At 62.4% G+C, this 14025-nt stretch carries 24 protein-coding genes and 1 tRNA gene; 21 read left to right on the forward strand and 4 right to left on the reverse strand.

The window, feature by feature from the left end:
* Positions 1 to 2 precede the first annotated feature (2 nt).
* Together ACE3P9_RS10300 and ACE3P9_RS10305 are read left to right on the forward strand one after the other, a co-directional pair.
* On the forward strand, positions 3 to 425 hold the full coding sequence (locus ACE3P9_RS10300; protein WP_374493929.1) for a YraN family protein: 423 nt from the start codon (positions 3 to 5) through the stop codon (positions 423 to 425).
* Positions 426 to 514: 89 nt separating this feature from the next.
* Positions 515 to 1243: a BON domain-containing protein gene (locus tag ACE3P9_RS10305; RefSeq protein ID WP_374493931.1), complete on the forward strand. Its 729-nt coding sequence runs from the start codon at positions 515 to 517 to the stop codon at positions 1241 to 1243.
* 13 nt (positions 1244 to 1256) lie between these two features.
* On the opposite strand, the gene ACE3P9_RS10310 is transcribed toward ACE3P9_RS10305, so the two are convergent.
* Complete coding sequence (locus ACE3P9_RS10310; protein WP_374493933.1) at positions 1257 to 1772, reverse strand: isoprenylcysteine carboxylmethyltransferase family protein; 516 nt, start codon at positions 1770 to 1772, stop codon at positions 1257 to 1259.
* Positions 1773 to 1783: 11 nt separating this feature from the next.
* Positions 1784 to 2617 (reverse strand): pyrroline-5-carboxylate reductase, encoded by an 834-nt coding sequence (gene proC / locus ACE3P9_RS10315; protein WP_374493935.1) that lies wholly within the window; start codon positions 2615 to 2617, stop codon positions 1784 to 1786.
* A gap of 379 nt (positions 2618 to 2996) precedes the next feature.
* On the opposite strand from proC, the gene rplN reads away from it, so the two are divergent.
* The 19 genes from rplN to ACE3P9_RS10410 all read left to right on the forward strand — a co-directional run bounded on the left by rplN (position 2997) and on the right by ACE3P9_RS10410 (position 12054).
* Positions 2997 to 3365, forward strand: a complete 369-nt coding sequence (gene rplN / locus ACE3P9_RS10320) for a 50S ribosomal protein L14 (RefSeq protein ID WP_374493937.1) — start codon at positions 2997 to 2999, stop codon at positions 3363 to 3365.
* An 11-nt stretch (positions 3366 to 3376) separates the two neighbouring features.
* Positions 3377 to 3697 carry a 50S ribosomal protein L24 gene (rplX, locus tag ACE3P9_RS10325; RefSeq protein ID WP_374493939.1) on the forward strand — a complete coding sequence of 107 codons (321 nt, stop codon included), beginning with the start codon at positions 3377 to 3379 and terminating at the stop codon, positions 3695 to 3697.
* A 2-nt stretch (positions 3698 to 3699) separates the two neighbouring features.
* Complete coding sequence (gene rplE / locus ACE3P9_RS10330; RefSeq protein ID WP_374494004.1) at positions 3700 to 4239, forward strand: 50S ribosomal protein L5; 540 nt, start codon at positions 3700 to 3702, stop codon at positions 4237 to 4239.
* A gap of 8 nt (positions 4240 to 4247) precedes the next feature.
* Complete coding sequence (rpsN, locus tag ACE3P9_RS10335) at positions 4248 to 4553, forward strand: 30S ribosomal protein S14 (RefSeq protein WP_374493940.1); 306 nt, start codon at positions 4248 to 4250, stop codon at positions 4551 to 4553.
* An 18-nt stretch (positions 4554 to 4571) separates the two neighbouring features.
* Positions 4572 to 4967, forward strand: coding sequence for a 30S ribosomal protein S8 (gene rpsH / locus ACE3P9_RS10340; RefSeq protein WP_374493941.1), 396 nt, complete (start codon positions 4572 to 4574; stop codon positions 4965 to 4967).
* Positions 4968 to 4988: 21 nt separating this feature from the next.
* The gene (gene rplF / locus ACE3P9_RS10345) at positions 4989 to 5522 is read left to right on the forward strand and encodes a 50S ribosomal protein L6 (protein ID WP_374493942.1); all 534 of its coding nucleotides are present in this window, start codon (positions 4989 to 4991) and stop codon (positions 5520 to 5522) included.
* 11 nt (positions 5523 to 5533) lie between these two features.
* Positions 5534 to 5899 (forward strand): 50S ribosomal protein L18, encoded by a 366-nt coding sequence (gene rplR, locus ACE3P9_RS10350; RefSeq protein WP_374493943.1) that lies wholly within the window; start codon positions 5534 to 5536, stop codon positions 5897 to 5899.
* A gap of 17 nt (positions 5900 to 5916) precedes the next feature.
* Positions 5917 to 6438, forward strand: a complete 522-nt coding sequence (gene rpsE / locus ACE3P9_RS10355) for a 30S ribosomal protein S5 (RefSeq protein ID WP_374493944.1) — start codon at positions 5917 to 5919, stop codon at positions 6436 to 6438.
* Between the two features lie 11 nt (positions 6439 to 6449).
* Positions 6450 to 6632, forward strand: a complete 183-nt coding sequence (gene rpmD, locus ACE3P9_RS10360; protein ID WP_374493946.1) for a 50S ribosomal protein L30 — start codon at positions 6450 to 6452, stop codon at positions 6630 to 6632.
* Between the two features lie 9 nt (positions 6633 to 6641).
* Positions 6642 to 7073 carry a 50S ribosomal protein L15 gene (rplO, locus tag ACE3P9_RS10365; RefSeq protein ID WP_374493948.1) on the forward strand — a complete coding sequence of 144 codons (432 nt, stop codon included), beginning with the start codon at positions 6642 to 6644 and terminating at the stop codon, positions 7071 to 7073.
* 30 nt (positions 7074 to 7103) lie between these two features.
* Entirely contained in the window at positions 7104 to 8423 is a 1320-nt protein-coding gene (gene secY / locus ACE3P9_RS10370) for a preprotein translocase subunit SecY (protein WP_374493950.1), read from the forward strand.
* Between the two features lie 3 nt (positions 8424 to 8426).
* The gene (infA, locus tag ACE3P9_RS10375) at positions 8427 to 8645 is read left to right on the forward strand and encodes a translation initiation factor IF-1 (protein WP_374493952.1); all 219 of its coding nucleotides are present in this window, start codon (positions 8427 to 8429) and stop codon (positions 8643 to 8645) included.
* 22 nt (positions 8646 to 8667) lie between these two features.
* A complete protein-coding gene (gene rpmJ, locus ACE3P9_RS10380) occupies positions 8668 to 8781 on the forward strand; it encodes a 50S ribosomal protein L36 (protein ID WP_012348927.1) in 114 nt (37 codons plus the stop codon).
* Between the two features lie 21 nt (positions 8782 to 8802).
* Entirely contained in the window at positions 8803 to 9168 is a 366-nt protein-coding gene (gene rpsM / locus ACE3P9_RS10385) for a 30S ribosomal protein S13 (protein ID WP_374493956.1), read from the forward strand.
* Between the two features lie 22 nt (positions 9169 to 9190).
* The gene (rpsK, locus tag ACE3P9_RS10390; RefSeq protein ID WP_374493958.1) at positions 9191 to 9592 is read left to right on the forward strand and encodes a 30S ribosomal protein S11; all 402 of its coding nucleotides are present in this window, start codon (positions 9191 to 9193) and stop codon (positions 9590 to 9592) included.
* Positions 9593 to 9684: 92 nt separating this feature from the next.
* Positions 9685 to 10308, forward strand: coding sequence for a 30S ribosomal protein S4 (gene rpsD / locus ACE3P9_RS10395; protein ID WP_374493960.1), 624 nt, complete (start codon positions 9685 to 9687; stop codon positions 10306 to 10308).
* A gap of 164 nt (positions 10309 to 10472) precedes the next feature.
* Positions 10473 to 11462 carry a DNA-directed RNA polymerase subunit alpha gene (locus ACE3P9_RS10400; protein WP_374493962.1) on the forward strand — a complete coding sequence of 330 codons (990 nt, stop codon included), beginning with the start codon at positions 10473 to 10475 and terminating at the stop codon, positions 11460 to 11462.
* Between the two features lie 89 nt (positions 11463 to 11551).
* Positions 11552 to 11953: a 50S ribosomal protein L17 gene (gene rplQ / locus ACE3P9_RS10405; RefSeq protein WP_374493964.1), complete on the forward strand. Its 402-nt coding sequence runs from the start codon at positions 11552 to 11554 to the stop codon at positions 11951 to 11953.
* A gap of 24 nt (positions 11954 to 11977) precedes the next feature.
* Positions 11978 to 12054, forward strand: a tRNA-Met gene (locus ACE3P9_RS10410).
* Between the two features lie 679 nt (positions 12055 to 12733).
* Here ACE3P9_RS10410 and ACE3P9_RS10415 read toward each other — a convergent pair.
* Both ACE3P9_RS10415 and ACE3P9_RS10420 read right to left on the reverse strand, forming a co-directional pair.
* Positions 12734 to 13246 (reverse strand): GNAT family N-acetyltransferase, encoded by a 513-nt coding sequence (locus ACE3P9_RS10415; protein WP_374493965.1) that lies wholly within the window; start codon positions 13244 to 13246, stop codon positions 12734 to 12736.
* A 33-nt stretch (positions 13247 to 13279) separates the two neighbouring features.
* On the reverse strand, positions 13280 to 13984 hold the full coding sequence (locus ACE3P9_RS10420; RefSeq protein ID WP_374493967.1) for a cytochrome b/b6 domain-containing protein: 705 nt from the start codon (positions 13982 to 13984) through the stop codon (positions 13280 to 13282).
* Between the last annotated feature and the right edge of the window lie 41 nt (positions 13985 to 14025).

Below are 14025 nucleotides of genomic sequence, written 5' to 3' on the forward strand. Positions count from 1 at the left end.
CAATGGGATTCCTTTTCGGCGGAGCAGCAGGACGCGGGCGCACGGCACGCACGGACACGCGTGCCCAGGGAGACGCAGCCGAAGCCCAGGCCGTCGCCTGGCTGGAGCGGCGGGGCCTGCGTCTCGTGCAGCGCAACTACCGCACCCCCGGGCGGGGTGGCGGCGAAATCGACGCCATTATGCGCGCCCCCGACGGCACGCTGGTGTTCGTCGAGGTACGCCTCCGGCACGACGGTCTCCATGGCGGAGCAGCCGCCAGCATCGGCCCCATCAAGCAGCGGCGCCTCATTCTGGCCGCCCAGCATTTCCTGGCGTCCTGTGCACGTCTTCCAGCCTGCCGCTTCGATGTCATGGCGGGGCAGCCCGATGCAGCCGGCCACCTGCAGTGGGAATGGTTACAAGCCGCCTTCGACGCCTCGTTATGATGGCATGCGTTCCATCGGGCAGGGCGACGCCATCCGGACGTGCCTGCCCCGGCTCTGTGTTGTGCCTCACTGTCCCAGGAGTTCCTGTCATGCCCCGTTTCCCTGCCTCGTTCCCCCTGCGAGCCCTGTGCGCCACCCTGGTTCTGGGCAGCACTCTCACGGCCTGCGCTCCCCTGCTCGTTGGCGGTGCAGCCGGAGGTGCCATGCTGGCAGTGGACCGGCGCACCTCGGGCGCCCAGCTCGACGACGAGGGAATCGAGCTCCGGGCCAAGAACCGCATGGCCAGCGCCCTGCAGGAGCGCGGCCATCTCGACCCCGTCAGCTACAACCGCATCCTGCTGCTCACCGGACAGGTGCCCACCGAAGCCGATCGCCAGCAGGCCGAAGCCGTGGCCCGAACCGTGCCCAACGTGCGCAATGTGGTCAACGAGCTCACCGTCGGCCCGGCGGCCAGCCTGTCGCAGCGTACCTCGGACAGCCTCACCACCGGCCGCGTCAAGTCGGCCCTGCTGGGTACCAGGAGCCTGCAGTCCGGCGCCATCAAGGTCGTCACCGAACTCAGTACCGTCTACCTCATGGGCATCGTCACGCCACGCGAGGCAGATCTGGCCACCAGCACCGTGCGCGATGTCAACGGTGTGCTCAAGGTCGTGAAAGTGTTCGAAATCGTGAACGAATCGGCCCTCAACGGCGGCACCATCGACAGCCCTGCGGCTGCGCGTCGCACCCCCGATGCAGCCGCCTCGGCGGCCTCCGCCCCCCCCGTCGCGGGCGCAGCCGTCACCACTCCCGTCACCTCCGACTCCACCACCCCGTGAGGCAGTGCCGCGCTCACAGCCAGCGCCTCACCCGGCGGCAGTAGCGCGCGTATGCTTCCCCAAAGCGGCTGTGCAGCAACCGCTCCTCGGGCCGGATCTGGAAACGCTGCAGATAGGCCATGGCCAGCGGCACGCACAGCAGGGCCAGTGGGTGTGCCAGCCAGCACCCCCAGCCCAGCAGCACCAGCGCCATGCCCAGATACATGGGATTGCGCGTGTGCCGGTACACCCCGTCCTGTGCCAGCCGGCTCGCCCGCGCAGGATGCAGCGGATCCGGCGTGGTGCGCAGCTTGCGGAACATTCCCAGCCCGGACAGCGCCATCCCCATGCCACAGGCCGCTGCGCACAGCGCCAGCGTGATGCGCCACGCAACGGGCAGGTGCCATTCCCAGGCAGGAGTGCCGCGTGCTGCGCCGTACATGAGGGCCGCGCACAGCCCGTCCACCACCGGAGGCGGAATTCGGCATTCCAGTCCCCTGGGCTGCACCTCCTCGGGCACAGCGGTTTCATCGGGCTGCAGCGAGCGCATCTCGGGAAGACTCAGCGGTACTGGGCGGCCATTTCACGCGCGCGGCGCCAGCACGCACGCATGGCCTCCACGATGTGTTCGCCCACCTGGTGCTGCTGCATGCTGGTGATGGCCTCATGGGTCGTGCCCCCCTTGCTGGTCACACGGGCCCGCAGCACTTCGGGCGCCTCGTCCGATGCCTGCACCAGGGCTGCAGCGCCCGCCAGCGTCTGCGCGGCCAGCTCGCGGCTCTCGGCCTCGCTCAGCCCCAGCTCCACGCCCCCCTGAATCAGGGCCTCAATCCAGTAGAACACATAGGCAGGCCCCGATCCGGAAATGGCCGTCACCGCATCCAGCTGCGCTTCCTCCTTCACCCACAGCAGCTTGCCTGTGGGGTGGAGCAGGGCATCCGTCAGCTCCCGATCGGCGGCGGTGGCTCCCGGTGCCGCGTACAGGCCCGACATGCCCTGCCCGATGAGGGATGGCGTATTGGGCATGCAGCGCACCACGCGGTCGGTTCCCAGCCAGCGCGCCAGGGTCTCGGTGGTGATGCCAGCCGCCACGCTCAGATGCAGGGCGCCCGGCGTGTGCGGCACCACCGGCAGCGACGCCTCGTGAAACACCTGCGGCTTCACTGCCCACACCACCACATCGGCACCGGCCAGCTCCGGCCCCGCAGCGCCCAGCGTATGCACCCCGAACTGCGCCGACAGTCGGGCGCGCGTCGTCTCCGTCGGGGCCACTACCGTCACCTGGTCCGGGCGCAGCCCTTCCTTGATCAGCCCTCCCAGAATGGCGGAGGCCATGTTCCCGCCCCCGATGAACACAAGACGAAGCTGGGGATGCGCAAAGGCGGAGGCGTGCATGGAGATGATCCTGAAGACAGAGCCCCGGCACCGACCGGCACCGGCAGCAGAAAAGAGAGGGAAAGGGCCTGCGCGCAGGCCATTGGGGATCGATTATGCAGCGCCCCTGCTTCCCTGTTCCTGCGAGCCGCACAGCCGGTGCTGCCGTGCGGCGCAACGACTGTTGCACACACGCGGCATCCAGGGCACCCCGCTTCGTCTGGATATTGACTTTGTCCCTTGCATCGGCGACAATGCAAAGCTTCGCATCATTTCAGGTGCGATATGTCTGCCCAACTGAAGCGTCGTGCGTTCTGCATGTGCGTGGATGACGGGCCCAAGACTGGCTTTTGGTGTGCACCGTCTCGGTGTGCTTCGAAGTACAAGTTGGGAACTCAAAATGATCCAAACAGAATCTCGTCTAGAGGTTGCCGACAATACGGGCGCCAAGTCTGTCCTGTGCATCAAGGTGCTGGGCGGCTCCAAGCGTCGTTACGCTAGCGTCGGCGACATTATCAAGGTCAGCGTCAAGGAAGCTGCGCCGCGTGGTCGCGTCAAGAAGGGCGAGATCTACAGCGCCGTGGTTGTCCGCACTGCCAAGGGCATCCGCCGTGGCGATGGCTCCCTGATCAAGTTCGATGGCAACGCCGCCGTGTTGCTCAATAGCAAGCTGGAGCCCATCGGCACCCGCATCTTCGGCCCCGTGACGCGTGAACTGCGTACCGAGCGCTTCATGAAGATCGTGTCGCTCGCTCCCGAAGTGCTGTAAGGAGAAGAGGCATGAACAAGATTCGCAAAGGCGACGAGGTCATCGTCCTCACCGGTCGCGACAAGGGCAAGCGTGGCGTCGTCGCGCAGCGCAAGGATGACTCCCACCTGCTGGTGGAAGGTGTCAACATGGTCAAGAAGCACGTCAAGCCCAACCCCATGAAGGGCGAGCAGGGCGGCATCGTGGAAAAGACCATGCCCATCCATCAGTCCAACGTGGCAATTTTCAATGCGGCAACCGGCAAGGCTGACCGCGTCGGCATCAAGACCCTGGAAGACGGCAGCCGCGTGCGTGTCTTCAAGTCCAGTGGCGAAGAAATCAAGGTGGCATGAACATGGCACGTCTGCAGCAACACTATCGCGAAAAAGTCGTGGCCGAGCTGACCAAGAAATTTGGTTACAAGTCTCCCATGCAAGTGCCGCGCATCACCAAGATCACCCTGAACATGGGTGTCGGTGAAGCCGTTGCCGACAAGAAGGTCATGGACAACGCCGTGGCCGACCTGACCAAGATCGCCGGTCAGAAGCCTGTCGTCACCAAGGCCAAGAAGGCCATCGCAGGCTTCAAGATCCGTGAAGGCCAGCCCCTGGGCTGCATGGTCACCCTGCGTGGCGTGCGGATGTACGAATTCCTGGATCGCTTCGTCACCGTGGCACTGCCCCGCGTGCGCGACTTCCGTGGTATCTCCGGCCGTTCCTTCGATGGCCGTGGCAACTACAACGTCGGCGTCAAGGAACAGATCATTTTCCCCGAAATTGAGTACGACAAGGTCGATGCCCTGCGCGGTCTCAATATCAGCATCACCACGACGGCCAAGACCGATGAAGAGTGCAAGGCACTGCTCGCCGGTTTCCGTTTCCCGTTCAAGAACTGAGGTGCTTTGTGGCTAAATTAGCTTTGATCCAACGCGAACTCAAGCGCGAAAAAATGGTGGCCAAGTACGCCAAGAAGCATGCCGAGCTCAAGGCCATCTTCAAGGATGTCTCCAAGAGCGACGAAGAGCGCGATGCCGCCCTTCTGGCCCTCCAGAAACTGCCCCGCAATGCCAGCCCCGTCCGCCAGCGCAACCGCTGCGAGCTGACCGGCCGTCCGCGCGGCACCTTCCGCCAGTTCGGCCTCGGCCGTTCCAAGATCCGTGAAATGGCGTTCGCCGGTGGCATCCCCGGTGTCACCAAGGCTAGCTGGTAATCGGCAGGAGAATCAACAATGAGCATGAGCGATCCCATCGCCGATCTGCTGACCCGCATCCGCAACGCGCAGATGGTCAGCAAGGCTACCGTGACGGTGCCGGCTTCCAAGGTGAAGACCGCGATCGTCCAGGTCCTGAAGGACGAAGGCTACATCGACGGTTTTGAAGTCAAGACCGAAGAAGGCAAGTCCGTTCTGGAAATTGCCCTCAAGTACTACGCCGGTCGCCCCGTCATCGAGCGCATCGAGCGCGTCAGCCGTCCCGGCCTGCGCGTGTACAAGAGCAGCAAGACTCTGCCGCAGGTCATGAATGGCCTCGGCGTCGCCATCGTCACTACCCCCAAGGGTGTGATGACCGACCGCAAGGCTCGCGCCAGCGGCGTGGGCGGCGAAGTCCTGTGCTACGTGGCGTAATCGAAGCGAGGAGAATGTCAAATGTCCCGTGTAGGTAAACTCCCCGTCGCCATTCCGCAGGGCGTCGATGTGTCCATCACCGCGGAAAGCATCCAGGTCAAGGGTTCCGGCGGCATGCTGTCTGCTGTGGCCAATCCCCTGGTCAAGGTCGAATCCCAGGACGGCAAGCTGTCCTTCGTCCCCGCCGACGAATCCCGTGAAGCCAACGCCATGTCCGGCACGCTGCGCCAGCTCGTGAGCAACATGGTGATCGGCGTGAGCAAGGGCTTCGAGAAGAAGCTGTCCCTCATCGGCGTGGGCTACAAGGCCTCCGTTCAGGGCAACAAACTCAATCTGAACGTCGGTTACTCGCATCCGGTGGTCATGGAAATGCCCGAAGGCATCACCGTCGTGACCCCGACGCCGACCGAAGTCGTCATCAAGGGTGCTGACCGTCAGCGCGTGGGCCAGGTGGCTGCCGAAGTGCGTGCCACCCGTCCTCCCGAGCCTTACAAGGGCAAGGGCGTGCGCTACGCCGACGAGAAGGTCATCATCAAAGAGACCAAGAAGAAATAAGGAACGGCATCATGTTGAACAAGAAAGCACAACGTATTCGCCGTGCACGCCAGACCCGCATCCGCATCGCGGGTCAGGGTGTGCCCCGCCTGACCGTGAACCGCACCAACCTGCACATGTACGCAGCCGTGATCTCTGGCTGTGGCACGAAGGTGCTGGCCTCCGCTTCCACTGCCGAAGCCGACATCCGCAAGGAACTCGGCACCTCCGGCAAGGGCGGCAACGTCGCTGCAGCAACCCTGATCGGCAAGCGCATTGCCGAGAAGGCCAAGGCTGCCGGCATCGAGAAGGTCGCCTTCGACCGCGCTGGCTTTGCCTACCACGGCCGTGTCAAGGCCCTGGCTGACGCCGCCCGCGAAGCTGGCTTGCAGTTCTAAGCAGATTGGAATCAAAAATGGCAAAAGTACAAGCTAAATCGCAAGACGACGCACGCGACGACGGCCTTCGCGAGAAGATGATCGCGGTCAACCGCGTCACCAAGGTCGTCAAGGGTGGTCGTATCCTCGGGTTCGCAGCGCTCACCGTGGTGGGCGACGGCGACGGTGGTGTCGGCATGGGCAAGGGCAAGTCCAAGGAAGTGCCCGCTGCCGTGCAGAAGGCCATGGAAGAAGCCCGCCACAACATGGTGAAGGTGTCCCTCAAGAACGGCACCATTCATCACGAAGTGATGGGGCACCATGGTGCCGCACGCGTCATGATGGCTCCCGCTCCCAAGGGTACCGGCATCATCGCCGGCGGCCCGATGCGCGCCGTCTTCGAAGTGATGGGCATCACCGACATCGTGGCCAAGAGCCACGGGTCTTCCAACCCCTACAACATGGTCCGCGCCACCTTCGACGCGCTGCGCAATGCCTCCACCCCTGCCGAGGTGGCCGCCAAGCGTGGCAAGAGCGTGGAAGACCTCTTCGCCGCCTGAGGAAGAACAGCATGTCCGACAAGCAAACCGTCAAGCTCCAGCTGGTTCGCAGCCCCATCGGCTGCAAGGAAAGCCACCGTGCCACCGTGCGTGGCCTGGGCCTGCGCAAACTCAACAGCGTCAGCGAACTGCAGGACACTCCTGCCGTGCGCGGCATGATCAACAAGATCAGCTACCTGGTCAAAATCCTCTGAGGTCTGAAGATGGAACTCAACAACATCAAGCCTGCGGAAGGTGCCAAGCACGCCAAGCGTCGCGTCGGTCGCGGCATTGGTTCGGGCCTGGGCAAGACTGCAGGTCGTGGTCACAAGGGCCAGAAGTCCCGTTCCGGTGGTTACCACAAGGTCGGCTTCGAAGGGGGCCAGATGCCGATGCAGCGCCGCATGCCCAAGCGCGGCTTCAAATCGCATCTGCTCAAGTACAACGCCGAGATCAACCTCAACGAACTCAATCAGCTCGGGCTGGATGAAGTCGATCTGGCTGCTCTTAAGCAGGCCGGCTTCATCAGCCAGATGACCAAGGTCGTCAAGGTCGTCAAGAGCGGCGAGCTGACCCGTGCGGTCAAGCTCACCGGCATCGGTGCAACCGCAGGCGCCAAGGCAGCCATCGAGGCTGCTGGCGGCAGCCTGGCCTGATTGGACTGACGGAACACAAGGGCGCACAACGTGGCAACAAGTCTGGCAAACACGGCAAGCTCACCCAAGTACGGCGACCTGCGTCGCCGTCTGGTGTTCCTGCTGATGGCTCTGGTCGTCTACCGGATCGGAGCGCACATCCCGGTGCCTGGCATCGACCCCAACCAGCTGCATCAGCTGTTCCAGGGGCAGCAGGGCGGCATCCTGAACCTGTTCAACATGTTCTCGGGCGGTGCGCTGTCGCGCTTCACGGTCTTTGCTCTGGGGATCATGCCGTACATCTCGGCATCGATCATCATGCAGCTGATGACCTACGTCGTGCCCAGCTTCGAGCAGATCAAGAAGGAAGGCCAGGCCGGTCAGCGCAAGATCACCCAGTACACCCGCTACGGAACGCTGTTCTTGGCCGTCTTCCAGTCCTTCGGCATCGCCGTGGCACTGGAGAATGCCCAGGGCCTGGTGCTCGATCCCGGAATGACCTTCCGTCTCACGACGGTGGTCAGCCTGACGGCCGGCACCCTGTTCCTGATGTGGCTGGGCGAGCAGATCACGGAGCGCGGTCTCGGCAACGGGATCTCCATCCTGATCTTCGCCGGCATCGCTGCGGGTCTGCCGCATGCCATCGCCGGTCTGCTCGAGCTCGTGCGGACCAACTCCATGAGCATCGTCGTGGCACTGTTCATCCTCGTGGTGGTGGCGCTGGTGACGTACTTCGTGGTGTTCGTCGAGCGCGGTCAGCGCAAGATCCTGATCAACTATGCGCGCCGCCAGGTGGGCAACAAGGTGTACGGAGGACAGTCGTCCTATCTGCCCCTCAAGCTCAACATGGCCGGTGTGATCCCCCCGATCTTCGCATCGTCGATCATCCTGCTGCCGGCTACGGTGGTGAACTGGTTCAGCAGCGGCGACCGCATGCGCTGGCTCAAGAACATCGCCGCTTCGCTGACTCCAGGCCAGCCGATCTACATCGCGCTCTACGCTGCAGCCATCGTGTTCTTCTGCTTCTTCTACACGGGACTCGTCTTCAACAGTCGCGAGACTGCAGACAATCTCAAGAAGAGTGGAGCCTTCGTGCCGGGCATCCGTCCGGGCGATCACACGGCACGCTACATCGACAAGATCCTGCTGCGTCTGACGCTGGTAGGGGCGGTCTACATCACCCTGGTGTGCCTGCTGCCTGAATTCCTGATTTTGAAATACAACGTGCCCTTCTACTTCGGCGGCACCTCGCTGCTGATCATCGTGGTCGTCACCATGGACTTCATGGCCCAGGTGCAGAACTACATGATGACCCAGCAGTACGACGCCCTGCTCAAGAAGGCCAATTTCAAGACCGGAGGAGGGCGCTGAGAAATGGCAAAGGACGATGTCATTCAGATGCAGGGAGAGGTCGCAGAGAATCTCCCGAATGCCACCTTCCGCGTCAAGCTTGAAAACGGGCACATGGTGCTCGGTCACATCTCCGGGAAGATGCGTATGCACTACATCCGCATCCTGCCTGGCGACAAGGTCACCGTGGAGCTGACGCCCTACGATTTATCCAAAGCGCGCATTGTGTTCCGCGCCAAGTAAGCAAGAGTTTGAGGAGAGAAACATGAAAGTCTCGGCTTCGGTAAAGAAAATTTGCCGCAACTGCAAGATCATTCGCCGCAAGGGCGTGGTGCGCGTCATCTGCACCGACCCGCGTCACAAACAGCGTCAAGGCTGATCACAGTAACAGAGGAATCCCATGGCACGTATTGCTGGTATCAACATTCCGCCGCAACAGCACGCTGAGATCGGCCTGACCGCCATTTATGGCATCGGTCGTACCCGCGCCCGCGACATCTGCGACGCCTGTGGCATCGCCTATTCCAAGAAGGTCAAGGACCTGACCGACGGCGATCTCGAAAAGATTCGCGACGCTCTCGCGCACTACACCCTCGAAGGTGACCTGCGTCGCGAGACCACGATGAACATCAAGCGCCTGATGGACATTGGCTGCTACCGCGGCTTCCGTCATCGCCGTGGCCTGCCGGTGCGCGGTCAGCGCACCCGCACCAATGCGCGTACGCGCAAGGGTCCGCGCAAGGCTGCCCAGTCCCTGAAGAAATAATCGAGAAGGCTGAAGAATCATCATGGCTAAACCGTCCAACAACGCAGCATCCCGCGTCCGCAAGAAAGTCCGCAAGAACATTGCCGACGGCATTGCCCACGTGCATGCGTCGTTCAACAACACCATCATCACCATCACCGACCGTCAGGGCAACGCACTGTCCTGGGCTTCTTCCGGTGGTCAAGGCTTCAAGGGTTCCCGCAAGTCCACTCCGTTTGCTGCTCAGGTGGCTTCCGAAGTGGCTGGCCGCGCTGCCGTCGAGCAGGGCATCAAGAACCTCGAAGTCGAGATCAAGGGTCCCGGCCCCGGTCGCGAATCCTCGGTGCGCGCACTGGCTGCACTTGGCATTAAAATCACGTCCATTTCCGACGTGACGCCCGTGCCGCACAACGGCTGCCGCCCGCAAAAGCGCCGTCGCATCTGATTTTTTTACCAAGCCCACTGCCGCCAACGCTATTCAGGGTTGGCGGCTCCTGCTTTTTCTGAAAGCAGCAGTCATTCACAAGGAAAAACACCGTGGCACGTTATCTTGGCCCCAAAGCAAAACTCGCACGCCGTGAAGGCACCGACCTGTTCCTGAAGAGCGCACGCCGCTCCATCAGCGACAAGAGCAAATTTGAAGTCAAACCCGGTCAGCATGGCCGCATCTCCGGCCAGCGTACGTCCGACTTCGGTCTGCAGCTGCGCGAGAAGCAGAAGGTCAAGCGCATGTACGGCGTTCTGGAGCGTCAGTTCCGCCGCTATTTTGCCGAGGCCGAGCGTCGCCGTGGCAACACCGGTGCCAACCTGCTGTTCCTGCTCGAATCGCGTCTGGACAACGTGGTCTTCCGCATGGGTTTCGGTTCCACCCGTGCCGAAGCGCGCCAGCTGGTTTCCCACAAGGCCATCCTGGTCAACGGTCAGCAGGTCAACATCCCTTCCTACCAGGTCAAGCCTGGTGACGTGATCGCCGTGCGCGAGAAGTCCGCCAAGCAAAACCGCGTGGTCGAGGCCCTGCAGCTGGCCGGTCAAGTCGGTTTCCCGGGCTGGGTGGAAGTGAATGCCGAGAAGGCAGAAGGCGTGTTCAAGAAGACGCCGGATCGTGACGAGTTCGCAGCAGATGTGAACGAATCGCTGATCGTCGAATTGTATTCTCGTTAATTCCAGGAAATACGGCGTCAGCCGTATTTCCGCGTTTGGGCTTCGGCGCTCCCAGAGCTGGCAGACGCATCATATTGTTTCGGTTCCTGACGCCATTTGCATGCGTCAGGGGCTTCACCAGCCTTACCGGTGTAACGAGCCGGGGGTATTGAGAGGAAGTCGGAATGCAAACCAATCTGTTGAAACCCAAGAACATCCATGTGGAGCAGCTGGGCGGCAATCGCGCCAAGGTGACGCTGGAGCCTTTCGAGCGTGGCTATGGCCATACGCTGGGCAATGCCCTGCGTCGCGTGTTGCTGTCTTCCATGATCGGCTATGCCGTCACCGAGGTGACCATCGCCGGAGTTCTGCACGAGTATGCCTCCATTGACGGCGTGCAGGAAGATGTGGTCAACATCCTGCTCAACCTCAAGGGCGTCGTGTTCAAGCTGCACAACCGCGATGAGGTGACTCTGAGCCTGCGCAAGGATACCGAGGGTGTCGTGACTGCTGCGGACATCCAGATTCCGCACGATGTCGAGATCATCAATCCCGAGCATGTCATCTGCACCCTGTCGCAGGGCGGCAAGATCGACATGCAGCTCAAGATCGAGAAGGGTCGTGGCTATGTGCCCGGCAACATGCGCCGCTATGGCGACGAGGCGTTCAAGTTCATCGGCCGCATTGTGCTCGATGCTTCTTTCTCCCCCGTGCGTCGTGTGAGCTATGCCGTCGAGAGCGCCCGTGTCGAGCAGCGTACCGATCTGGACAAGCTGGTCATCGACATCGAGACCAACGGCGCCATTTCGGCCGAGGATGCCGTGCGTTCTTCCGCCAAGATCCTGGTGGAACAGCTCGCCGTGTTTGCGCAGCTCGAAGGCGGTGCACTCGATGCATTCGACCAGCCCGCCTCCCGCAGTGCGGCACAGTTCGATCCGGTTCTGTTGCGCCCTGTCGACGAACTCGAACTCACGGTGCGTTCTGCCAACTGCCTCAAGGCCGAAAACATCTACTATATCGGCGATCTCATCCAGCGTACCGAGAACGAACTGCTCAAGACGCCGAATCTCGGCCGCAAGTCGCTCAACGAGATCAAGGAAGTGCTGGCCTCGCGTGGTCTCACGCTGGGCATGAAGCTCGAGAACTGGCCTCCTGCCGGCCTTGAGAAGCGCTGATCGTTTTTTAACCGGGCCTATGGCCCATAGCGTGCTCCCGGCAGTACCTGATACGGCTGCCGGTTTTTGATAAAGAAAGGAACAGCACCATGCGTCACGGACTCAAGCTCCGCAAACTCAACCGTACCTCCAGCCACCGTCAGGCGATGCTGCGCAACATGATGAATTCCCTCATCGCGCACGAAGCCATCAAGACGACGCTGCCCAAGGCCAAGGAACTGCGCAAGGTGATCGAGCCCATGATCACCCTTGCCAAGACCAACACCGTGGCCAACAAGCGCCTGGCCTTCGATCGCCTGCGCGACCGCGACAGCGTGGTCAAGCTCTTCGGCGAGCTCGGCCCCCGCTTTGCCACCCGTCCGGGCGGCTACACCCGCATCCTGAAGATGGGCTTCCGCGTGGGCGACAATGCCCCGATGGCCTACATCGAGCTGGTGGATCGTGCCGAAGTCGAAGAAAAAGCTGAAGAAGCTGCTGACAAGGCCGAGTAAACGGTGCTATAATTTCATTTCTGACGCGCGATGGAGCAGTCTGGTAGCTCGTTGGGCTCATAACCCAAAGGTCGGAGGTTCAAATCCTTCTCGCGCAACCAATTCAAACCCACCTGATTTTTCAGGTGGGTTTTTTTATGGTGCGCCCAGCATGGGCGCATACCTGCGGGTGCAAGTCCCGCTGCGAGCTGGTCACAGTGCGCAAAGTGAAGCGCAACTGCATGGGGCGACCGAGTGCGGAAAGGAATCGGGGCGCGTAAATCGTGGGCCGATGAACAGGAGCCGCAGAGAAAGCGCTGCCCGAGCAGGGTAAGTGGGCATGAAACCACGAAGCGCCTGTGACCAAGACGAGGCGGCATGGATGCGGCAGCAGGTGCAGTGACGGTGTGCACTCCGTCGGGTTTCGCCTCGGCAGATGGGTGCTCGATGCGGTCAAGAGTGCAGTGGCCGACCAGTGCCTTCAGGAGCCAGTCTTTGGGCTGCGTGCTGTGGATGGCCCAGGACAAAGAAATCCCATGTTCACGGTTCGAATCCGGTAACTCACGTGCACGCCCGGGTGGCGTGCCACGAGCGCAGTGGTGCAGAAACCATGCCTCTGTGTGCAGGGCTGGACGGCGTAACTTGGGGACGCAACAAACGCCACGGAGCGGGCGATGGCTGGATGCATGGCTGCGTCACCGTCTGCGGGGAATCCGGCGCAGGGACTGAGCCTGCTCCAGGCAGCTGACGTCAAGGCGAGCCGTGGGAAAGGAGGGGCCTGCGGGTGGCTGCAGCCTTCATTCAGTGCCGCAACGATGCCATGAGATAGTGGGCTCCGGCATGAGGGTTGTAGTAATACGGGGGGATTGCGACAAAGCCCAGTTCGTCGTACAGGGTGCGGGCGGCTTCCATGTCGTCGAGCGTGTCGAGCAGCACATGCTGGTAACCCAGCAGGCGGGCGGCATCGAGCGTGGCTTCCGTGAGGGCTCTGCCCAGGCCAAAGCGGCGGAACTGGGGGCGCACGTAGAGCCGCTTCATTTCGGCGGCATCGTCGTAGTCGGTGTCGGGCAGGGCGCGCAGAGCGCAGCAGCCAGCTATGGCGTCATCGATGGTGGCCAGAAGCAGGGCCCCCCGGACGGGGTCGGCATAGTCGCCCGGGAGGGAAGCCAGCTCCTGCTCGAATTGCTGGAACTCCAGGTCGATGGGCAGGCTGGCGGCGTACTCGACGAACAGCTGCCGTGCCTCGGTGAGCAGGGTGGGTGTGTCGGCGCGGAGAATGTGCACCTGGGGAGGGGGCGGGGCAGAATCCGGCATGGCAGAGGAAAGCAGAGAGCGGAGGAGTGCGGATCAGAATCCGTTGCCGCCTGCGGGAGGAATGGGGGCGCCGAGCCCGTGGATCCACCACAGGAGTCCTGCGCAGGCTGCAGCGATCACCAGGGCCAGCAGCCAGCGTGCCGGGCCATCCTGGCTCGCCGGAGTGGAGGGCGGGAGGGACTTGTTTCCGGTCAGCATGGCGGAGACCAGGGGGCGATGTCGCACGAGGCTATACCAGACGATGGCGGCAAGATGCAGCAGGATCAGCGCAAGAATGACATATTTGCCCAGCTTGTGCCAGCCGGTGAGGCGATCGACGAGGCCATCGGAGAGCAGGTGCGACAGGGGGCCGGCAAATGCGATGTCATCGTTGGAGAACAGACCCAGAATGCCCTGAGCCAGCAGGGCCAGCAGCAGGGCAAAGGTCGAGAGGGCGCCTGCAGGGCTGTGGCCGACTTCATCGAGCGGAGTCTTGTGGCCTCGCAGATAGCGCAGCAGATGGGCGGGGCTGTAGAGGAAGCTGGAAAAGCGCGACCACCGCCCGCCGACCAGTCCCCAGCAGAGCCGGAACAGCAGCAGGGCCAAGGCGGCTTCTCCCAGGCGCATATGCCATTCCATCCAGTCTCCTGCGGTCATGCCCGTGACCAGCAGGGCGCACACCACAGCGGCGAGCGTCCAGTGGAACAGGCGGGTGGGAAGATCCCAGATGCGGATCGACGTGGGAGAGGGGGAGGCCATGGCAACACCAGCAGCGGAACACGAAAAGTGTCCCTAGTGTA

Origin of the sequence: Allobrachymonas sp., from assembly GCF_041912815.1 — a bacterium.
Taxonomy (GTDB): domain Bacteria; phylum Pseudomonadota; class Gammaproteobacteria; order Burkholderiales; family Burkholderiaceae_C; genus Brachymonas.